The sequence below is a fragment of the Maribacter litoralis genome, from assembly GCF_003075045.1.
Lineage (GTDB): Bacteria > Bacteroidota > Bacteroidia > Flavobacteriales > Flavobacteriaceae > Maribacter > Maribacter litoralis.
Window position 1 is genome coordinate 583,392 of sequence record NZ_QCZD01000002.1, and the last position, 14,916, is coordinate 598,307.

Consider the following 14,916-nt stretch of genomic DNA (forward strand, 5'->3'; position numbering starts at 1 on the left):
AAAAAACACGTACACCAGTAAAAGAACACCTATGTACAACAAACATATATTTACGCTTATATTTTTAACGCTTGGCTTTCAAGTTACCTTTGCTCAAGAAGAGGAAGAGAAAGATTTGGGTACGGAAACCGTAACGGTGACCAAAGCCTACACGCCAACCGTTTCAGATGCTTTTAAAATTAAGTCGGTACCAAATATGAACGATTCTATCGTGCTTCAGAAAAAACCGATAACATACAACATTTTCTCAGTGCCAGTGGCATCTACTTTTACGCCTTCTAAAGGAACCGCTTCTAAAGTGGAAAAGTTACCGCCGCCGGTGTTATATAACTCTTATGCCTCTTTAGGCGCGGGATTGTATGGCAATGTGTTGGGCGAATTTTATACGAGTAGAACTATAAATAGAGATGAGAATTTTGATATTGGTTTCAACCATTTGTCTTCTCGTGGTGGAATCAACGGTGTGGAGCTTAACGATACGTTCTATGATACAAGGTTAGATGCATCATATGCAAAACGAGATAGAGATTTAGATTGGGGTGCGGCTATTGGTTTACAACATCAATTATATAATTGGTACGGTATTGAACCTGGCGTTTTCAGCGCAACAGAGCTTGATGGTATTGATGAGCGTCAAAATTATTACATGGGTGAGGTAAGCGGTCACATTAATGTGGAAGATGCTTATTTTAAAAGAGCCGATTTAAAATATAGAAGATTCTTTGATGCCGTAAGTTCAGGTGAAAACAGGGCTATTTTCAACACCGGATTTGAGTTTCCAATGAACGAGGAAATTTTAAATGCCAAAGTAAAGGTAGATTATGTAGGTGGTACATTTGAAAATGCAGATGTAAACAGCACTACGAACGATAGCGGTATATCCTATGGAAATTTACAGGTAGGCGTAAATCCGTCTTTAAACATGTTACGCGATGATCTCTCATTGAATTTAGGGGTCAATTTGGTGTACGGTATGGATTTGGAGCATAGTGAAAGCAATTTTTATATCTACCCTGCGGTAACGGCATCGTACAGATTGTTAGATGAATCCGTTATTGCTTATGGAGGGGTTACGGGTGAATTAAAGCAGAATTCATATTATGATTTTGTAGAGGGTAATACCTTTGTGTCTCCTACTTTGACCATTGCTCCAACAGATAGTCAGTACAACGCATATGTTGGTTTTAAAGGTCAGTTATTACCTAATTTAAGTTATAATGTTAAGGGGTCTTATTCGGCAGAAAACAATAAGCCGTTGTATACGTTGAACCCTGTAAATAGTTTTAGGTCAGATGAGAAAGGTTACTATTACGGTAATTCTTTCGGTCTGTTCTATGATGATATAAAGACACTAGGAATTTTTGGAGAATTGAATGTAGACGTAAACCGTAACTTCACCGCTGGTGTAAATGTTGAGGTGTACGATTATAATACTGAAACCGGAAACCCGGCATGGAATCTGCCAAATTTACAAGCCTCTTTGTTTATGGATTATCAGATTGGTGAGAAATGGTATGCCGGTGCCAATTTGTTCTATGTTGGCGAGCGTGATGATTTTTCATCTACAGTAATAGAAGATGCCCAACCAAGTGAATTTCCTGCCACGCTTATCACTTTAGACGGTTATTTTGATGCCAATGCACATGTAGGTTATCGCTACACCGATCAATGGTCGTTCTTTATTAAAGGAGCAAATCTTTCTAATAACAACTATCAACGTTGGTCAAATTTTCAAGTACAAGGTATTCAAATTTTAGCAGGGGCAACATATAAGTTCGACTTCTAAAAAACCTTTGCTTAATAAAAAACACCTAAGAATCAGAATTTTCTGATTCTTAGGTGTTTTTGGTTTTAGCATATTTTTAACAACTTAAACCAAACCTTAAATAGGTCGCTTCGTAAATATGGGCAGAACAACTTTTAAACCTATATATAATTATGAAAAAATCTATTTTTTATTTAGCAATGCTTATGGGCGCTTTGTTTATGGCCTCTTGCAGTGATGATGATGACGGTATGGTAGATGTTACACCAGATTCTACTTGTGATGACGGAATTATGAACGGAGATGAAACAGGAGTCGATTGCGGCGGTTCTATGTGCGAGCCTTGTGGTGACGGAATGACGGTATTGGGTCGTAGAACAGATCTATTTGTAACTAATAACGATAACGGAAATATTTCAAGATATAGTGTAACCGGAGATTCTTTGGTGACATTGATGACAACCACTACAGCAGCAGAAGGTATTTATTTCGATGCTTCGGCAGATGTAGTGTATCAAGCATCTAGAAGTGCCTTGCAATTAGAGGCTTTTGCCGATGTGAGTGCTTTGATGGATGGTGATGCAGTTACGGCTTCATACACTGGTGCTTCGGATTTGGAGAGCCCGAGGGAATTAGCGGTCAACGGAAGTTCTTTTGTGGTTGCCGATAACGGTTCCAATACATTCTTTGTGTATGAAAACACAGGAAGCGGATTTACATTAACAAGTACGGTTGAGGTGCCTTTCCCAGTATGGGGTATTACTTTTAAAGGGGATGACTTATATGCCGTTGTAGATACTACGGGAGATTTAGCGGTTTATTACGATTTTCTTTCAAATGCGAACAACGGAGTTTTGAATCCTTCAAAAAGAGTGACTATCGAAGGTATAGTAAGAACGCATGGTATTACATATGATGGTACGGATGACGTTATGGTCTTGACCGATATTGGAGATGCCGCTGATGCAAATACAGATGGTGGTTTTCATATAATTTCTGATTTCTCCTCTAAATTCGATGCACTATCGGATGGAGAATTATTACCGGTAGGTATGCAAGTACGAGTAGCCGGTTCTTCAACATTAATGGGTAACCCAATTGATGTTGCTTACGATTCTGAAACAGATGCGGTGTACGTTTCTGAAATAGGTAACGGTAAGGTATTAGGATTTACTTCTATTGGTTCTGGTGGGGATTTGTCTCCGTCGTTCAATAAAGATTTAGCAATGGCTTCATCTATTCAGTTTAGTAGTGATGAGACCGACGGTAGTACAGGTGATTCTAGCGAAGCTAGGGCAACAAGATTGTATGCTACAAGTACGGCAAACGGAGATGTTAGTATTTATGATGGTTCTGGTATGTTGACAAAAACGGTTTACACTAGGTCTGATGCTACAGAAGGTATTTATTATGATGCTTTTAATGATGCTATAGTTCAGGCATCTAGATCAGGATTGGCGTTGGAGTATTATGGAAGCTTTTCGGCTGTTACGAACCTAGCAAACATTACTGCTGATTTTTCCGGTAGTGCCGAATTGGCAAGTCCGCGAGAGATTGCTGTATTTGGAAATAAAGTAGTGGTTTCCAGTAACTCTGAGAACAAGTTTTACGTGTATGAATACAATGGTTCTAATTTTACTTTGTTGAATACCTTCGATGCAGGTTTTGATACTTGGGGAATTACGTTTATGGGGAACACTTTATTGGCAGTAGTAGATAATACTAGTGACCTAGCGATTTATGATAATTTCTTGACTGCGTTTACCGCAGATGGAGCAATAGCCCCAACAAAAAGAATTACCATCGATGGTATCGTAAGAACACATGGTATCGATTATAGCGAAGCTGATGATGTATTGGTAATGACAGATATAGAGGAAGCTTCAGATGCAAATACAGATGGTGGTTTTCAAATAACTCAAGATTTTACGGCTAAATTGGCAGCTATTAATGATGGTGGTACTTTGGCTTTATCTGATCAAACCAGAATTGCCGGTTCGTTAACGGAAATGGGTAATCCTATAGATGTAGCTTACGACCACAAAACTCAAACAGTATTTGTTGCAGAGATTGGCAACGGCAAGGTTCTAGCCTTTTCAGATGCATTGAATGCAAATGGAAATATTGCACCGGCAGTTAGTAACGATTTAATGTCGGCAGCTTCTATTTATCTGTACAACAATTAAGGATTGAAGTAAGGTTTGGTTTTTATTGTTAGTTGGCCTCTCTTAATATTTAAGAGGGGCTTTTTTTTGTTTGTATACTAGATGAAAACGACCATTTTTTAACTTTTCTGTATTTTAGGGAATCTATTTGAAATGCATGCACCTTACTAGACTACATTCAGGTTTTCTGTTTTTGCTTGCATTTTGCGCACCCTACTTTTTGATAGGTCAGAATTTGGTGCTGAACCCCAGTTTTGAATCGTATGCCAATTGCCCCGTAACATTGGGCAATCTTGAGAAAGATGTAATTGATTGGAATATGCCGACCAAAGGGTCTACAGATTATTTTAATGGTTGTAGTGTTGTAATGGGCACACCCGAAAATTTTAATGGTAAGCAACCAGCTGATTTTGGTACGGGCTATGTGGGTTTATATATGTACGCCCCAAATGATTATCGTGAGTATATACAGGCGAAATTAGGCTCTACTTTAGTGAAGGGTGAGCAGTATTCCATTTCTTTTTACGTGAGCTTGGCCGAACGGTCTGATTTTGCAGTGAAGGAATTTGGCATCCGGTTTACTGAACTGCCAGTAGCGGTGGAAACGAGTAAAGTGTTATCTAGCTTTCAATTTTCTAAATTAAAGGGAGATAAATCCGCAGCATTAGAAATATCCTATTCCAATTACTATTCCGATGAAATAAAATGGGTCAAATTGACCACAACTTATGAAGCCAACGGAACTGAAAATTATATGACAATAGGTAACTTTAAAAACAATAAACGAACCCAGAAATATCAGACAAAAAGAGAAATTACCAAAGGTTCTTATTACTATCTAGATATGGTTTCTGTAAGTAATGTAAATTCGAAACCAAAAAATATTGGAATCGCACAGGTCAAAGAATTTACGTTGGACAGTGTGCATGTATTTAAAGATGTGTATTTCGATTTCAATAAGGCTGAAATTAGGGGTGATCACCAGCAAGAAATGGAACGGCTACTTTCTTACTTGACGTTGAACACAACGATACTTATAAAAATTTTAGGGCATACCGATAATAAGGGTTCCAATAGCTTTAACCAAAAGCTGTCGGTTAAGCGAGCAGAGGCAATAGTCGCTTATTTAGTGAAAAACGGAATAGAAAAAAGCAGGATAAGCTCCGCAGGTTATGGCAGTTCAAAACCTATAGCTACCAATAACACTGAAGCCGGTAGATTTCTCAACCGGCGTGTAGAATTTGTACTTAGTAAACCAAATTAATAATCTGAGAATTCGGTTGGGTATAAGAGGTAAATATCTGCATGACTGACCGTATTCTGGTATTTATCCATCACCGAGATTTCTTTCCATTTATCAGATGATCCAAAATCATCCCAAAGGACATCCCTTTTTTCCATGTTTTCAAAGGTGGTCATGTACATTAAATTGGGCATTTTATCTCCCGAAATAACATCCGCATAAAAAACGGCGTTAAAACCTAAACTTTCAAAAAGTTCCACTTCGCCACCTTCATTGAACATATCTACTTTTCTTCGATACATAGCCTCTGTGGGGCCTTCGTAGCTTCTTAGCTCATATACTCTATCAGTTCGTTCACCCTTAACTTGGCTAGGTTTCATTTTTGGCATATCTGGAAATGCACGAAGCAATACCGAACTAATTCTTTCATATGGTTTTTTGTCATGTGTAGCATGAATATAATCTGCCCCAGCGGAAAGGTGCGTTTTATCTACCGCTAACATTGCTTCTAGGTTCTCAAAAGTTGCTAGAGATTGAAAGGGTATCAATACATAAATTTTATCGCTGACTTTAAATTTATCTGGTCGTACCTTAAAAACACCTATGTTTTTAATACCCATTCTTTTTAACGCGGGTAAGTAGGCATTTTTCAAGTAATTGTCTACCATGCTTTCTTGGGTGTCGTTCTTTATGGTGTACGTTTTTAGCTGATAGTATTCCTGCTCTTGGGCATAACCTACAAAAGAGTTGCCCAGCATGAAAATGAATATAAATAGTAAATAGTGGAACTTGTATTTCATGAATTCTGAATTTGTTTTTAAAGCAACAAGTTAATGATAAAATGAACGAAAGCTATATTGTATTTTTGTGCCAGTATCACTTCTATGGTCAACATATTTCAAAAACCGCTAATTGATCCAGCTAAAAGTCCTGTTTTCTACGGCTACGTTATTCTTGTTATAGGTACCATCGGTATTTACTGCAGTATTCCAGGTCAGACTATTGGGGTTTCGGTCTTTACAGATCCTGTTAAAGATGCATTGGGGCTAACCCGTAATCAATTCAGTAATGCTTATATGATCGGTACCATTGTAAGTTCTTTGGTCATTGGCAGGGCAGGTGTTTGGTTTGATACTTATGGGGCACGTTATGTTGCTTTCTTTGCGGCCATAACTCTAGGAGTCACCTTATTCTTGTGCTCATGGTCTGCGGTAATGAGTTCGTATATTAAGGAAATATTATCGGTTGATACCTGGATGGTGCCTTTTGCATTAATGACCGTTTTATTTTTTATGCTTCGTTTTGCAGGGCAAGGGGTGTTGACCATGGCCTCTAGAAACGTGATCATGATCTGGTTCGATAACAACAGGGGTAAGGTCAATTCTTTTAGTAGTGTGGCGCTTTCTTTCGGATTTTCGTCTTCTCCGCTTTGGGTTAATGCCCTTATTGAAGGCTACGGATGGGAAAGTACTTGGCAATTTTTAGCTATTGGGTTATTAGTTTTCAGTGTTTTTATTTACACGTTCTATAAAATTTCACCAGAAAAACATGGTTTGCTGCCCGATGGTGTAAAATCGTTATCAACCGAAGAAGATAAGAAAAAAGTGCTCACAAAACAGTTTACCCTTGCAGAGGCTAAAAAGGAAAGAGCTTTTTGGATGTACGGACTAACACTTGCTTTCAATAGCTTTTTTATTACGGGGCTCACTTTTCATGTCGTATCTATTTTTACCCACGAAGGCTTTGCAAAAGAAGATGCCATTTCCATTTTCTTGCCGGGTTCGGTGGTAGCGGTAACCGTATCAACGGTATTTAATTTCTTAAGCGATTATCTTCCTTTAAAATTGTATTTGTATCTAATGTTATTGGGCGGGTTTTTGGCATCTTTAGGATTTTTACTGCTTTCTACTGTAGCCGGTGTACCTATGCTAATTGCCGGGTTTGGAATATTGGGCGGATTCTTTGCTGTTTTGAACGCCGTGGCGTGGCCAAGATTTTTTGGAAGAAAACATTTAGGTAGCATCACAGGAAAAATAATGAGCTTTTTGATATTGGCAAGTGCATTGGCGCCAAGTATTTTTAGTCTGTGTCTTTCTACCTTCGGATCGTATCAAATGGTCGGTTATTTAGGCTTGGCTTTTTTGGTATTTCTTACAATTGGATCCATTAAGGCAAATAACCCGCAGTAAAAAAATCATTTTTAACTTTATCGACCGACATTTTGTTGTTCAATTAGAAATCAATCTATCTTTACAAAAACACTACGAATGGACTTGAATTTAGCAGTATTGATAGACGGTGACAATATACCGTCTGCCTATGTAAAAGAAATGATGGAAGAGATAGCCAAATATGGCAACCCTACCATTAAACGTATTTATGGCGATTGGACCAACCCGCGTTTAGGAAAATGGAAAAATGTACTGTTAGAAAATGCCATTACGCCTATTCAACAATATGGGTATACCCAAGGTAAGAACGCTACAGATTCTGCCATGATCATTGATGCCATGGATATTTTATATTCGGGTAAGGTGAACGGATTTTGTTTAGTAAGTAGTGATAGTGATTTTACGCGTTTGGCAACAAGATTGCGCGAGGCGGGTATGCAGGTTTTTGGAATAGGTGAACGTAAAACGCCTAATCCGTTTATAGTGGCCTGTGATAAGTTCATTTATATTGAAATTCTTAAAAGTAGAAGTGAGGAAGAAGAAGCTGTTGACAATAATAAAGCAGCCACAGAAAAGAATACCGTAGATAAAATTACCCCAAAGGCATTACGATTTATTGCAACTACCATTGATGATGTTGCTGACGATGACGGATGGGCTTTTTTAGGTGATGTGGGTAGTTTGCTACAGAAAAAGCAACCTAATTTTGATTCCCGTAATTATGGTTTTCAAAAGTTAACTCCGCTTATAAATTCCATTCCACACTTTGAAATTGAAAGACGCGAAGACTCTAAAGGGCGTAAAAAATTGATTTTTGTTAAAATCAAAGAGAAAAATACCTCAAAGGCTAAAAAGTAAAGTGATATTGTATGGCAATGTTTTAAACCATCATTTTAGTTTGTATTTTTCTGTCTAAAATTTATGTTATGTATCGTACGCTCTGGTTTTTGGCTTTTATTTTCGTTTTTAATTCCTGTAAAGAAACCCCAAAACAAGACGAGGGTAAGTTAACAAGACCAATTTCTGAGGTATTTGCCGAGTTTTATGATTTTAAAAAGGGAATTAATCCTATTGAGGCTACCAAAGCTGGTTACCATGACTATAATGATACCATTGCCAACTACATTTCAGACGACTATATTTTACATTTAAAAGATCGCTATACGTATTTCTTGGAAGAGATAGGTAAATATGATTCAACACAAATAAGTGCTGCAGACTATATGAGTATGCGCGTTATGGAGTGGGATTGTACCATAAAACTTGAGGGTGTTATGAACCCTATGGTCACAGTGGCATCACCTATATATGATCTGCCTAGCTTTGAGCTTATGCCGCTTTTTCAAATTCAATCTTTACACTTGTATGTAGCGCAATTGGCTGGCGGTACCAGTGTACAGCCTTTTAAAAGTATTGAAGATTATAATAATTGGTTGAGCCGGCTAGAAGACTTCATAACATTTATAGATACGGCCATAGAGAAAATGAAAGTGGGTATGGATAGCGGAGTGGTGCTTCCAAAAGTGTTGACCTTAAAAATGCTGCCTCAAGTACGTTCGTTTATAGATGTGCCTTTAGAAGAAAATTTATTTTTTCAACCTGTTATGAATTTTCCCGACGGCATTTCTGATGTGGATATGGATATTCTAAAGAGTAATTACGAAGACTTCATTCAAGAAAAATTAAGTCCTAAATACAAAGAGCTGAATGCATTTTTAACGGATGAATATTTACCTGCTTGCAGAGATACCGATGGCTTGTTAGACCTGCCCAACGGAAATGAAACCTATCAATACTTAATTAAATTGCATACCACCACCAATATGAATGCAAATGAGATCCATGAGTTGGGTTTGTCTGAAGTGGCTCGTATTTCTAAGGAAATGGAAGCGGTAAAAAATGAGATTGGGTTTACGGGAAATCTTAAATCGTTCTTTAATTCCCTAAGAAACAATAAAGAGTTAATGCCTTTTTCTAAACCTGAAGAAGTTATAGCGCACTTTAATAATATTAACGACCGTATTGCATTAAGTATAGATTCCTTATTCAACTTGACCCCTAAGGCAGGTTTCAACGTACGCAGAACAGAAGCGTTTAGAGAGGCATCTGCAAGTGCAGAATATGTTCCCGGCTCAAAAGACGGTTCTAGAGCAGGAATATTTTATGTGCCTATACCAGATGTAAAATCATACAATATGCTGCATGATGAGGCTTTATTTTTGCATGAGGCTATACCAGGGCACCATTTTCAGCTAAGCTTACAGCAGGAGAATACTAGTCTTCCGGAGTTTTTACACCCTGAAAGTATGGGTGTTTTTGTAGAAGGTTGGGCATTGTATGCAGAGTCCTTAGGAAAAGAATTGGGAATTTATACAGATTCATATCAATATTTTGGTATGTTAAGTATGGAAATGCATAGAGCTATACGGCTTGTGGTAGATACAGGTATTCATGCAAAAGGCTGGAGTAGGGAAAAGGCAATTGCATATTCTTTGGAGAACGAGGCAGAATCCGAAGAGAGCATCATAGCGGAAATTGAGCGGTATATGGCAACACCCGGGCAGGCTTTGTCTTATAAAATTGGTCAGCTAAAAATTAGACAACTGCGTACTAAGGCAGAGAAAGCACTGGGGGATAATTTTAATATAAGGGATTTTCATAGTCAAATTTTAAATTCTGGTAGCTTGCCATTGATCTTGTTGGAAGAAAAGATTGATAATTGGATTGTTCAACAAGAAATGTAAAGTATTAAAAGACTAACAATTAGGTGAAATATTCAATAAGAATCAACGTTAAGAGTTTATAGATTAACACAGCCATTAATGAAGACCGTTAAATTTTTAGTTTTAGGAATAGTGCTTATCATGGCCTTTAGTTCCTTTTCATCTACCCAAATAAATTCGAACAGACATCACGTTTCAGAAAAAAGTATAGCTCCTATAAGTTCAGATACTGTTTTGGGTGTATGGAAGTATAAAATGACAAATGTAGATGCACCATATGAAAAAGGAGTATTCTTTATAACGAAAAAGGGTGATTCTTATGACGTAGCCGTTAAATTGACTACGGGAATGCTTACAGGCCAAGATGTATTGGTGAAAGGTAATGGAATAAACTTTAATGTAAATTTTGAGGGTTTAAAACGCGTTTCATTTGTGCTGGTCGTGGAGGACGATAAGATTATGGGTGAAAGTTATTCTGCAATAGGTAATAGCGAAATCTTAGGTGTACGCCAATTACCTGAACAATAAATATTTATAACTTTAGGAAAAAATACTTAGTTTTCAATTTTAATTAGAAGCAGACATTGTTATGCTTGCTTTTTTTGTTGTTAACTAACGCTATTGTTTTGAAAAAACTACTTCCTATTCTACTCGTATTTTTAACTGGTTGCGAACTCATGAAAGAGAAAGTCGACCTAGTTGTTGTCAATGCCAAGGTCTACACCGTAGATGATTCCTTTTCAGAAGCTCAAGCTTTTGCCGTACAAGATGGCAAATTTATTGCAGTGGGTACAATAGATGAAATTAGGGATGTATATACTTCAGATCAATTGATAGATGCCGATGGGAGGGCTATTACTCCGGGTTTAATTGATGCCCATTGTCATTTTTACGGATTAGGACTCAATCAACAAATTGTAAATTTAGTCGGTACCAAAAGTTTTGAAGAGGTACTTGAGCGTGTAAAGGAATTCCATGCCGCAAATCCTAAATCTTTTTTAAGAGGCAGGGGTTGGGATCAGAATGACTGGGAGGTTAAAGAGTTTCCTACGAAAACGGAATTGGATACTATTTTTCCAGATATACCTGTAGCCCTAGAACGTATAGACGGACATGCTTACCTCGTAAACCAAAAAGCTTTGGATATGGCAGGTATTGATTGGAGTACCAAAGTTGAAGGTGGTGAAATTGTAAAGAAATGGGCTAATGGCTATTCTGGTATTACTGGAGTTTTAGTGGATAATCCAATGACTCTTATAGATAGCATTATGCCATCGCCAACGCTAGAAGATAAAATTAGGGCATTGAAAGATGCAGAAAGAATAAGCCTGAACCACGGGTTAACCACAGTGAATGATGCGGGGTTAGATAGAAGTACCATTGAACTTATAGACAGTTTGCAGCAAGCAGGTGAATTGTCAATTAAGATATATGCTATGGTAAGTAATACTAAAGAAGATGTGGATTACTTCATTAACAAAGGTCCTGTTAAAACCGACAGATTAAATGTGCGATCGGTAAAAGTATATGGAGATGGTGCATTGGGTTCTAGAGGGGCTGCTTTAAAAGAAGAATATAGTGATATGCCCAAACATTTCGGAGCGATGATTACCCCCGTTGACGAAATTGAGGCTTTAGCGAAAAAATTGGCTTCATCAGAATACCAAATGAATACCCATGCAATTGGAGACTCGGCGAATATTGCGGTGTTAAGGGCATATAAAAAAGTGTTGCAAGGCAAAGGTGATAGACGCTGGAAAATTGAACATGCACAAGTGTTGACCGAAGGTGATTTCGATTATTTTGAAGATGGTATTATACCATCAGTACAACCTACACATGCCACTAGCGATATGTATTGGGCAGAAGAGCGCTTGGGAGATAGGGTTAGTGGAGCTTACGCTTACAAAACTTTATTGAACAAGGCTGGTATTATTGCTTTGGGAACAGATTTTCCTGTAGAAGATGTTAGTCCGTTTTTAACCTTCTATGCGGCGGTGGCGAGACAAGATACAAGTGGATATCCAAAAGGTGGCTTTCAAATGGAAGAAGCCTTAACTAGGGAAGAAACTTTAAAGGGAATGACCATTTGGGCTGCCTACTCTAATTTTGAAGAAGGGGAGAAAGGTAGTATAGAACCGGGAAAATCTGCTGATTTTGTGATTTATGATAAAGATATGATGACTGTTCCGGTAGAAGAGATACCGACAATAAGGGCAGAACAAACATTTATAGATGGTATTGTTCGCTAGGCGTACAAATAAAAAAACCTCGGTCAATGACCGAGGTTTTTAATATTATCAATTTGTTGTAGTTACATTGTAATTGGTACGGCAACTCTCGTTTTGTCCCATCCCATAACTAAAGAAGTTCCATCTTTCGCATCTTTAAAAGCGATAGAGAATTCTTCTAATGACGCGCTATCAGAACCGTTAGGTACAGTTACACGGGCAACGTCTGCAGACTCATCATAAAAGTAAGAACCCCATTGGTTTAAGTTCTTGTTCAAAATTATTGTCCATTCCTCTTCACCAGGAATTGTAAACAATGAATAAGTACCGGCTTTAATATCTTTACCACCAAAATTTACATCTTTATAGAATGTAATTTCAGGAGCTTCGTTAGCACCTGTTCTCCATACTTTTCCAGTTGGAGCCAATTCGTCCATAGAACGACCTTTCAATTGTGGTCTTCCATAAATGATACGAACCGCTTTTTCAGAAACTTTGTAATCTGTAGGGTAGGCAGCCATATCCATAGGACTTTTGTCAATTCCCGAGAAATCTTGAGCAGATACCGAAGTGGTCATCACAACAGCTAACAGTAATGTTGCGAGTGTAAATACTTTTTTCATAATAATTGTTTAGTTTTTTACTAGGTCATAAAACTAAGCAGTTCCTTACAGTGATATTAATAAAAAGAAGTTAAATTTTACAAAGTTACATTTCGCCATATTTAGAACAGTAATTTCTTTAAAACCCTATCATATAGAATATAAAATTCATTTTATGATTACAATATGTAAGTATAATTGAATTATATGTTTGTTATTTGAAACTATAAATAGATATTTGTATTCGAATTGATATAATAATTAGATTATGTGTGGAATAGTATGTGCATTTGATGTTAAGGAAAGTACCGATGTACTTAGACCTCAACTTTTAGAAATGTCAAAAAAGATTAGACATAGAGGTCCGGATTGGAGTGGTATCTATGCAGATGATAAGGCCATTTTGGCGCATGAGCGTTTGGCGATTGTAGACCCAGCTTCTGGAAAACAACCATTATTGAGTCCTAATGGTAAATTGATACTTGCTGCCAATGGTGAAATATACAACCACAGAGAACTTAGAAAGCAGTTTGAAGGAAAATACGATTTTAAGACCGAGTCTGATTGTGAAGTTATATTGGCACTTTATCAAGAAAAGGGTGTTGACTTCATTGATGAAATGAACGGTATTTTCGGTTTCACTATTTATGATGCTGAAAAAGATGAATATTTCGTTGCTCGTGATCATATGGGTATTATTCCTTTATACATGGGTTGGGACAAAAATGGTACGTTCTATGTAGCTTCAGAATTGAAGGCTTTAGAAGGTACTTGTACCAAAATCGAGTTGTTTCCTCCAGGGCATTATTTACATAGTTCTGACGGGGAATTAAAAAAATGGTACTCCAGAGATTGGATGGAGTATGATGCCGTAAAGGAAAACGAAACCAGTATTCAAGAAATCAAAGAAGCATTAGAAGCTGCCGTTCACAGACAACTAATGTCTGATGTACCTTATGGTGTATTGCTGTCCGGTGGATTAGATTCTTCGGTTACTTCGGCAATTGCTAAAAAGTATGCTCAAAAGCGTATAGAGAGTGGAGATACGGCAGATGCCTGGTATCCACAATTACATTCGTTTTCTGTTGGTTTAGAGGGTTCTCCAGATTTGGCTGCTGCACAAAAGGTGGCTGATCACATTGGCACCGTACACCATGAAATTAAATTTACCATTCAAGAAGGTTTAGATGCTATTAAAGATGTAGTGTATAACCTAGAGACATATGATATTACCACAATTAGAGCTTCTACGCCTATGTACTTAATGGCACGTGTTATTAAATCTATGGGGATAAAGATGGTATTGTCAGGTGAAGGTGCAGATGAATTATTTGGAGGTTACCTATACTTTCATAAAGCGCCTAACGCACAAGAATTCCATGAAGAGACGGTACGTAAATTGAGCAAGCTTCATATGTACGATTGCCTACGTGCCAACAAATCATTGGCATCTTGGGGTATAGAAGGTCGTGTACCGTTCTTGGATAAAGAATTTATGGATGTTGCTATGCGTATTAACCCGCAAGATAAAATGATCAACGGTGAGCGTATGGAAAAATGGGTGGTTCGTAAAGCTTTTGAAGATATGTTGCCGGAAAGTGTGGCATGGAGACAGAAAGAACAGTTTTCTGACGGAGTGGGATATAGCTGGATCGATACATTGAAAGAGGTTGTAAATACAGAGGTGTCAGACGAGCAATTGGCAAACGCTAAGTTTAGGTTCCCATTACAGACACCTACATCAAAAGAAGAATTTTACTATCGTTCTATATTCGAAGAGCATTTCCCTTCAGACGCTGCTGCGTTATGTGTGCCACAAGAAGCTTCTGTAGCTTGTAGTACCCAAATAGCTCTAGAATGGGATGAAGCGTTCAAAAACATGAACGATCCGTCTGGTAGAGCTGTAGCTAACGTACACGATGATGCTTACGTAACGCAATAGGGTTTGAATTAGTCATTAATACTTATTGTAAAAAACCCGTCTAATTATTTAGACGGGTTTACTTTTTTAAACGA

Annotated in this window: 11 protein-coding genes; 9 read left to right on the forward strand and 2 right to left on the reverse strand. The window is 37.6% G+C overall.

Translation table 11 applies throughout. The annotated features are described in order from the left end of the window. The first annotated feature begins 31 nt into the window (after positions 1 to 31). From DCS95_RS09840 to DCS95_RS09850, 3 genes are all read left to right on the forward strand, one after another. Entirely contained in the window at positions 32 to 1,786 is a 1,755-nt protein-coding gene (locus DCS95_RS09840; RefSeq protein WP_116770606.1) for a TonB-dependent receptor, read from the forward strand. 152 nt (positions 1,787 to 1,938) lie between these two features. After that, on the forward strand, positions 1,939 to 3,951 hold the full coding sequence (locus DCS95_RS09845; protein ID WP_116770607.1) for an NHL repeat-containing protein: 2,013 nt from the start codon (positions 1,939 to 1,941) through the stop codon (positions 3,949 to 3,951). A gap of 136 nt (positions 3,952 to 4,087) precedes the next feature. Then, positions 4,088 to 5,194: an OmpA family protein gene (locus DCS95_RS09850; protein ID WP_116770608.1), complete on the forward strand. Its 1,107-nt coding sequence runs from the start codon at positions 4,088 to 4,090 to the stop codon at positions 5,192 to 5,194. On the opposite strand, the gene DCS95_RS09855 is transcribed toward DCS95_RS09850, so the two are convergent. Beyond that, complete coding sequence (locus DCS95_RS09855) at positions 5,191 to 5,973, reverse strand: NIPSNAP family protein (RefSeq protein WP_116770609.1); 783 nt, start codon at positions 5,971 to 5,973, stop codon at positions 5,191 to 5,193. The two genes, DCS95_RS09850 and DCS95_RS09855, sit on opposite strands and share 4 nt — an antisense overlap. Before the next feature lie 84 nt (positions 5,974 to 6,057). On the opposite strand from DCS95_RS09855, the gene DCS95_RS09860 reads away from it, so the two are divergent. The 5 genes from DCS95_RS09860 to DCS95_RS09880 all read left to right on the forward strand — a co-directional run bounded on the left by DCS95_RS09860 (position 6,058) and on the right by DCS95_RS09880 (position 12,319). Further along, positions 6,058 to 7,362 (forward strand): MFS transporter, encoded by a 1,305-nt coding sequence (locus tag DCS95_RS09860; protein WP_116770610.1) that lies wholly within the window; start codon positions 6,058 to 6,060, stop codon positions 7,360 to 7,362. A 78-nt stretch (positions 7,363 to 7,440) separates the two neighbouring features. Further along, a complete protein-coding gene (locus tag DCS95_RS09865; RefSeq protein WP_116770611.1) occupies positions 7,441 to 8,202 on the forward strand; it encodes an NYN domain-containing protein in 762 nt (253 codons plus the stop codon). Positions 8,203 to 8,270: 68 nt separating this feature from the next. Continuing rightward, positions 8,271 to 10,088 (forward strand): DUF885 domain-containing protein, encoded by a 1,818-nt coding sequence (locus DCS95_RS09870; protein ID WP_116770612.1) that lies wholly within the window; start codon positions 8,271 to 8,273, stop codon positions 10,086 to 10,088. Between the two features lie 78 nt (positions 10,089 to 10,166). Then, complete coding sequence (locus tag DCS95_RS09875; RefSeq protein ID WP_116770613.1) at positions 10,167 to 10,595, forward strand: hypothetical protein; 429 nt, start codon at positions 10,167 to 10,169, stop codon at positions 10,593 to 10,595. A 149-nt stretch (positions 10,596 to 10,744) separates the two neighbouring features. Then, on the forward strand, positions 10,745 to 12,319 hold the full coding sequence (locus DCS95_RS09880; RefSeq protein ID WP_116770614.1) for an amidohydrolase: 1,575 nt from the start codon (positions 10,745 to 10,747) through the stop codon (positions 12,317 to 12,319). Positions 12,320 to 12,381: 62 nt separating this feature from the next. Here the strand turns inward: DCS95_RS09880 and DCS95_RS09885 are convergent, their stop codons facing one another. Continuing rightward, complete coding sequence (locus DCS95_RS09885; RefSeq protein WP_116770615.1) at positions 12,382 to 12,921, reverse strand: DUF2911 domain-containing protein; 540 nt, start codon at positions 12,919 to 12,921, stop codon at positions 12,382 to 12,384. Positions 12,922 to 13,168: 247 nt separating this feature from the next. Between DCS95_RS09885 and asnB the strand changes: the two genes are divergently transcribed. After that, complete coding sequence (gene asnB, locus DCS95_RS09890) at positions 13,169 to 14,842, forward strand: asparagine synthase B (protein WP_116770616.1); 1,674 nt, start codon at positions 13,169 to 13,171, stop codon at positions 14,840 to 14,842. Positions 14,843 to 14,916 lie beyond the last annotated feature (74 nt).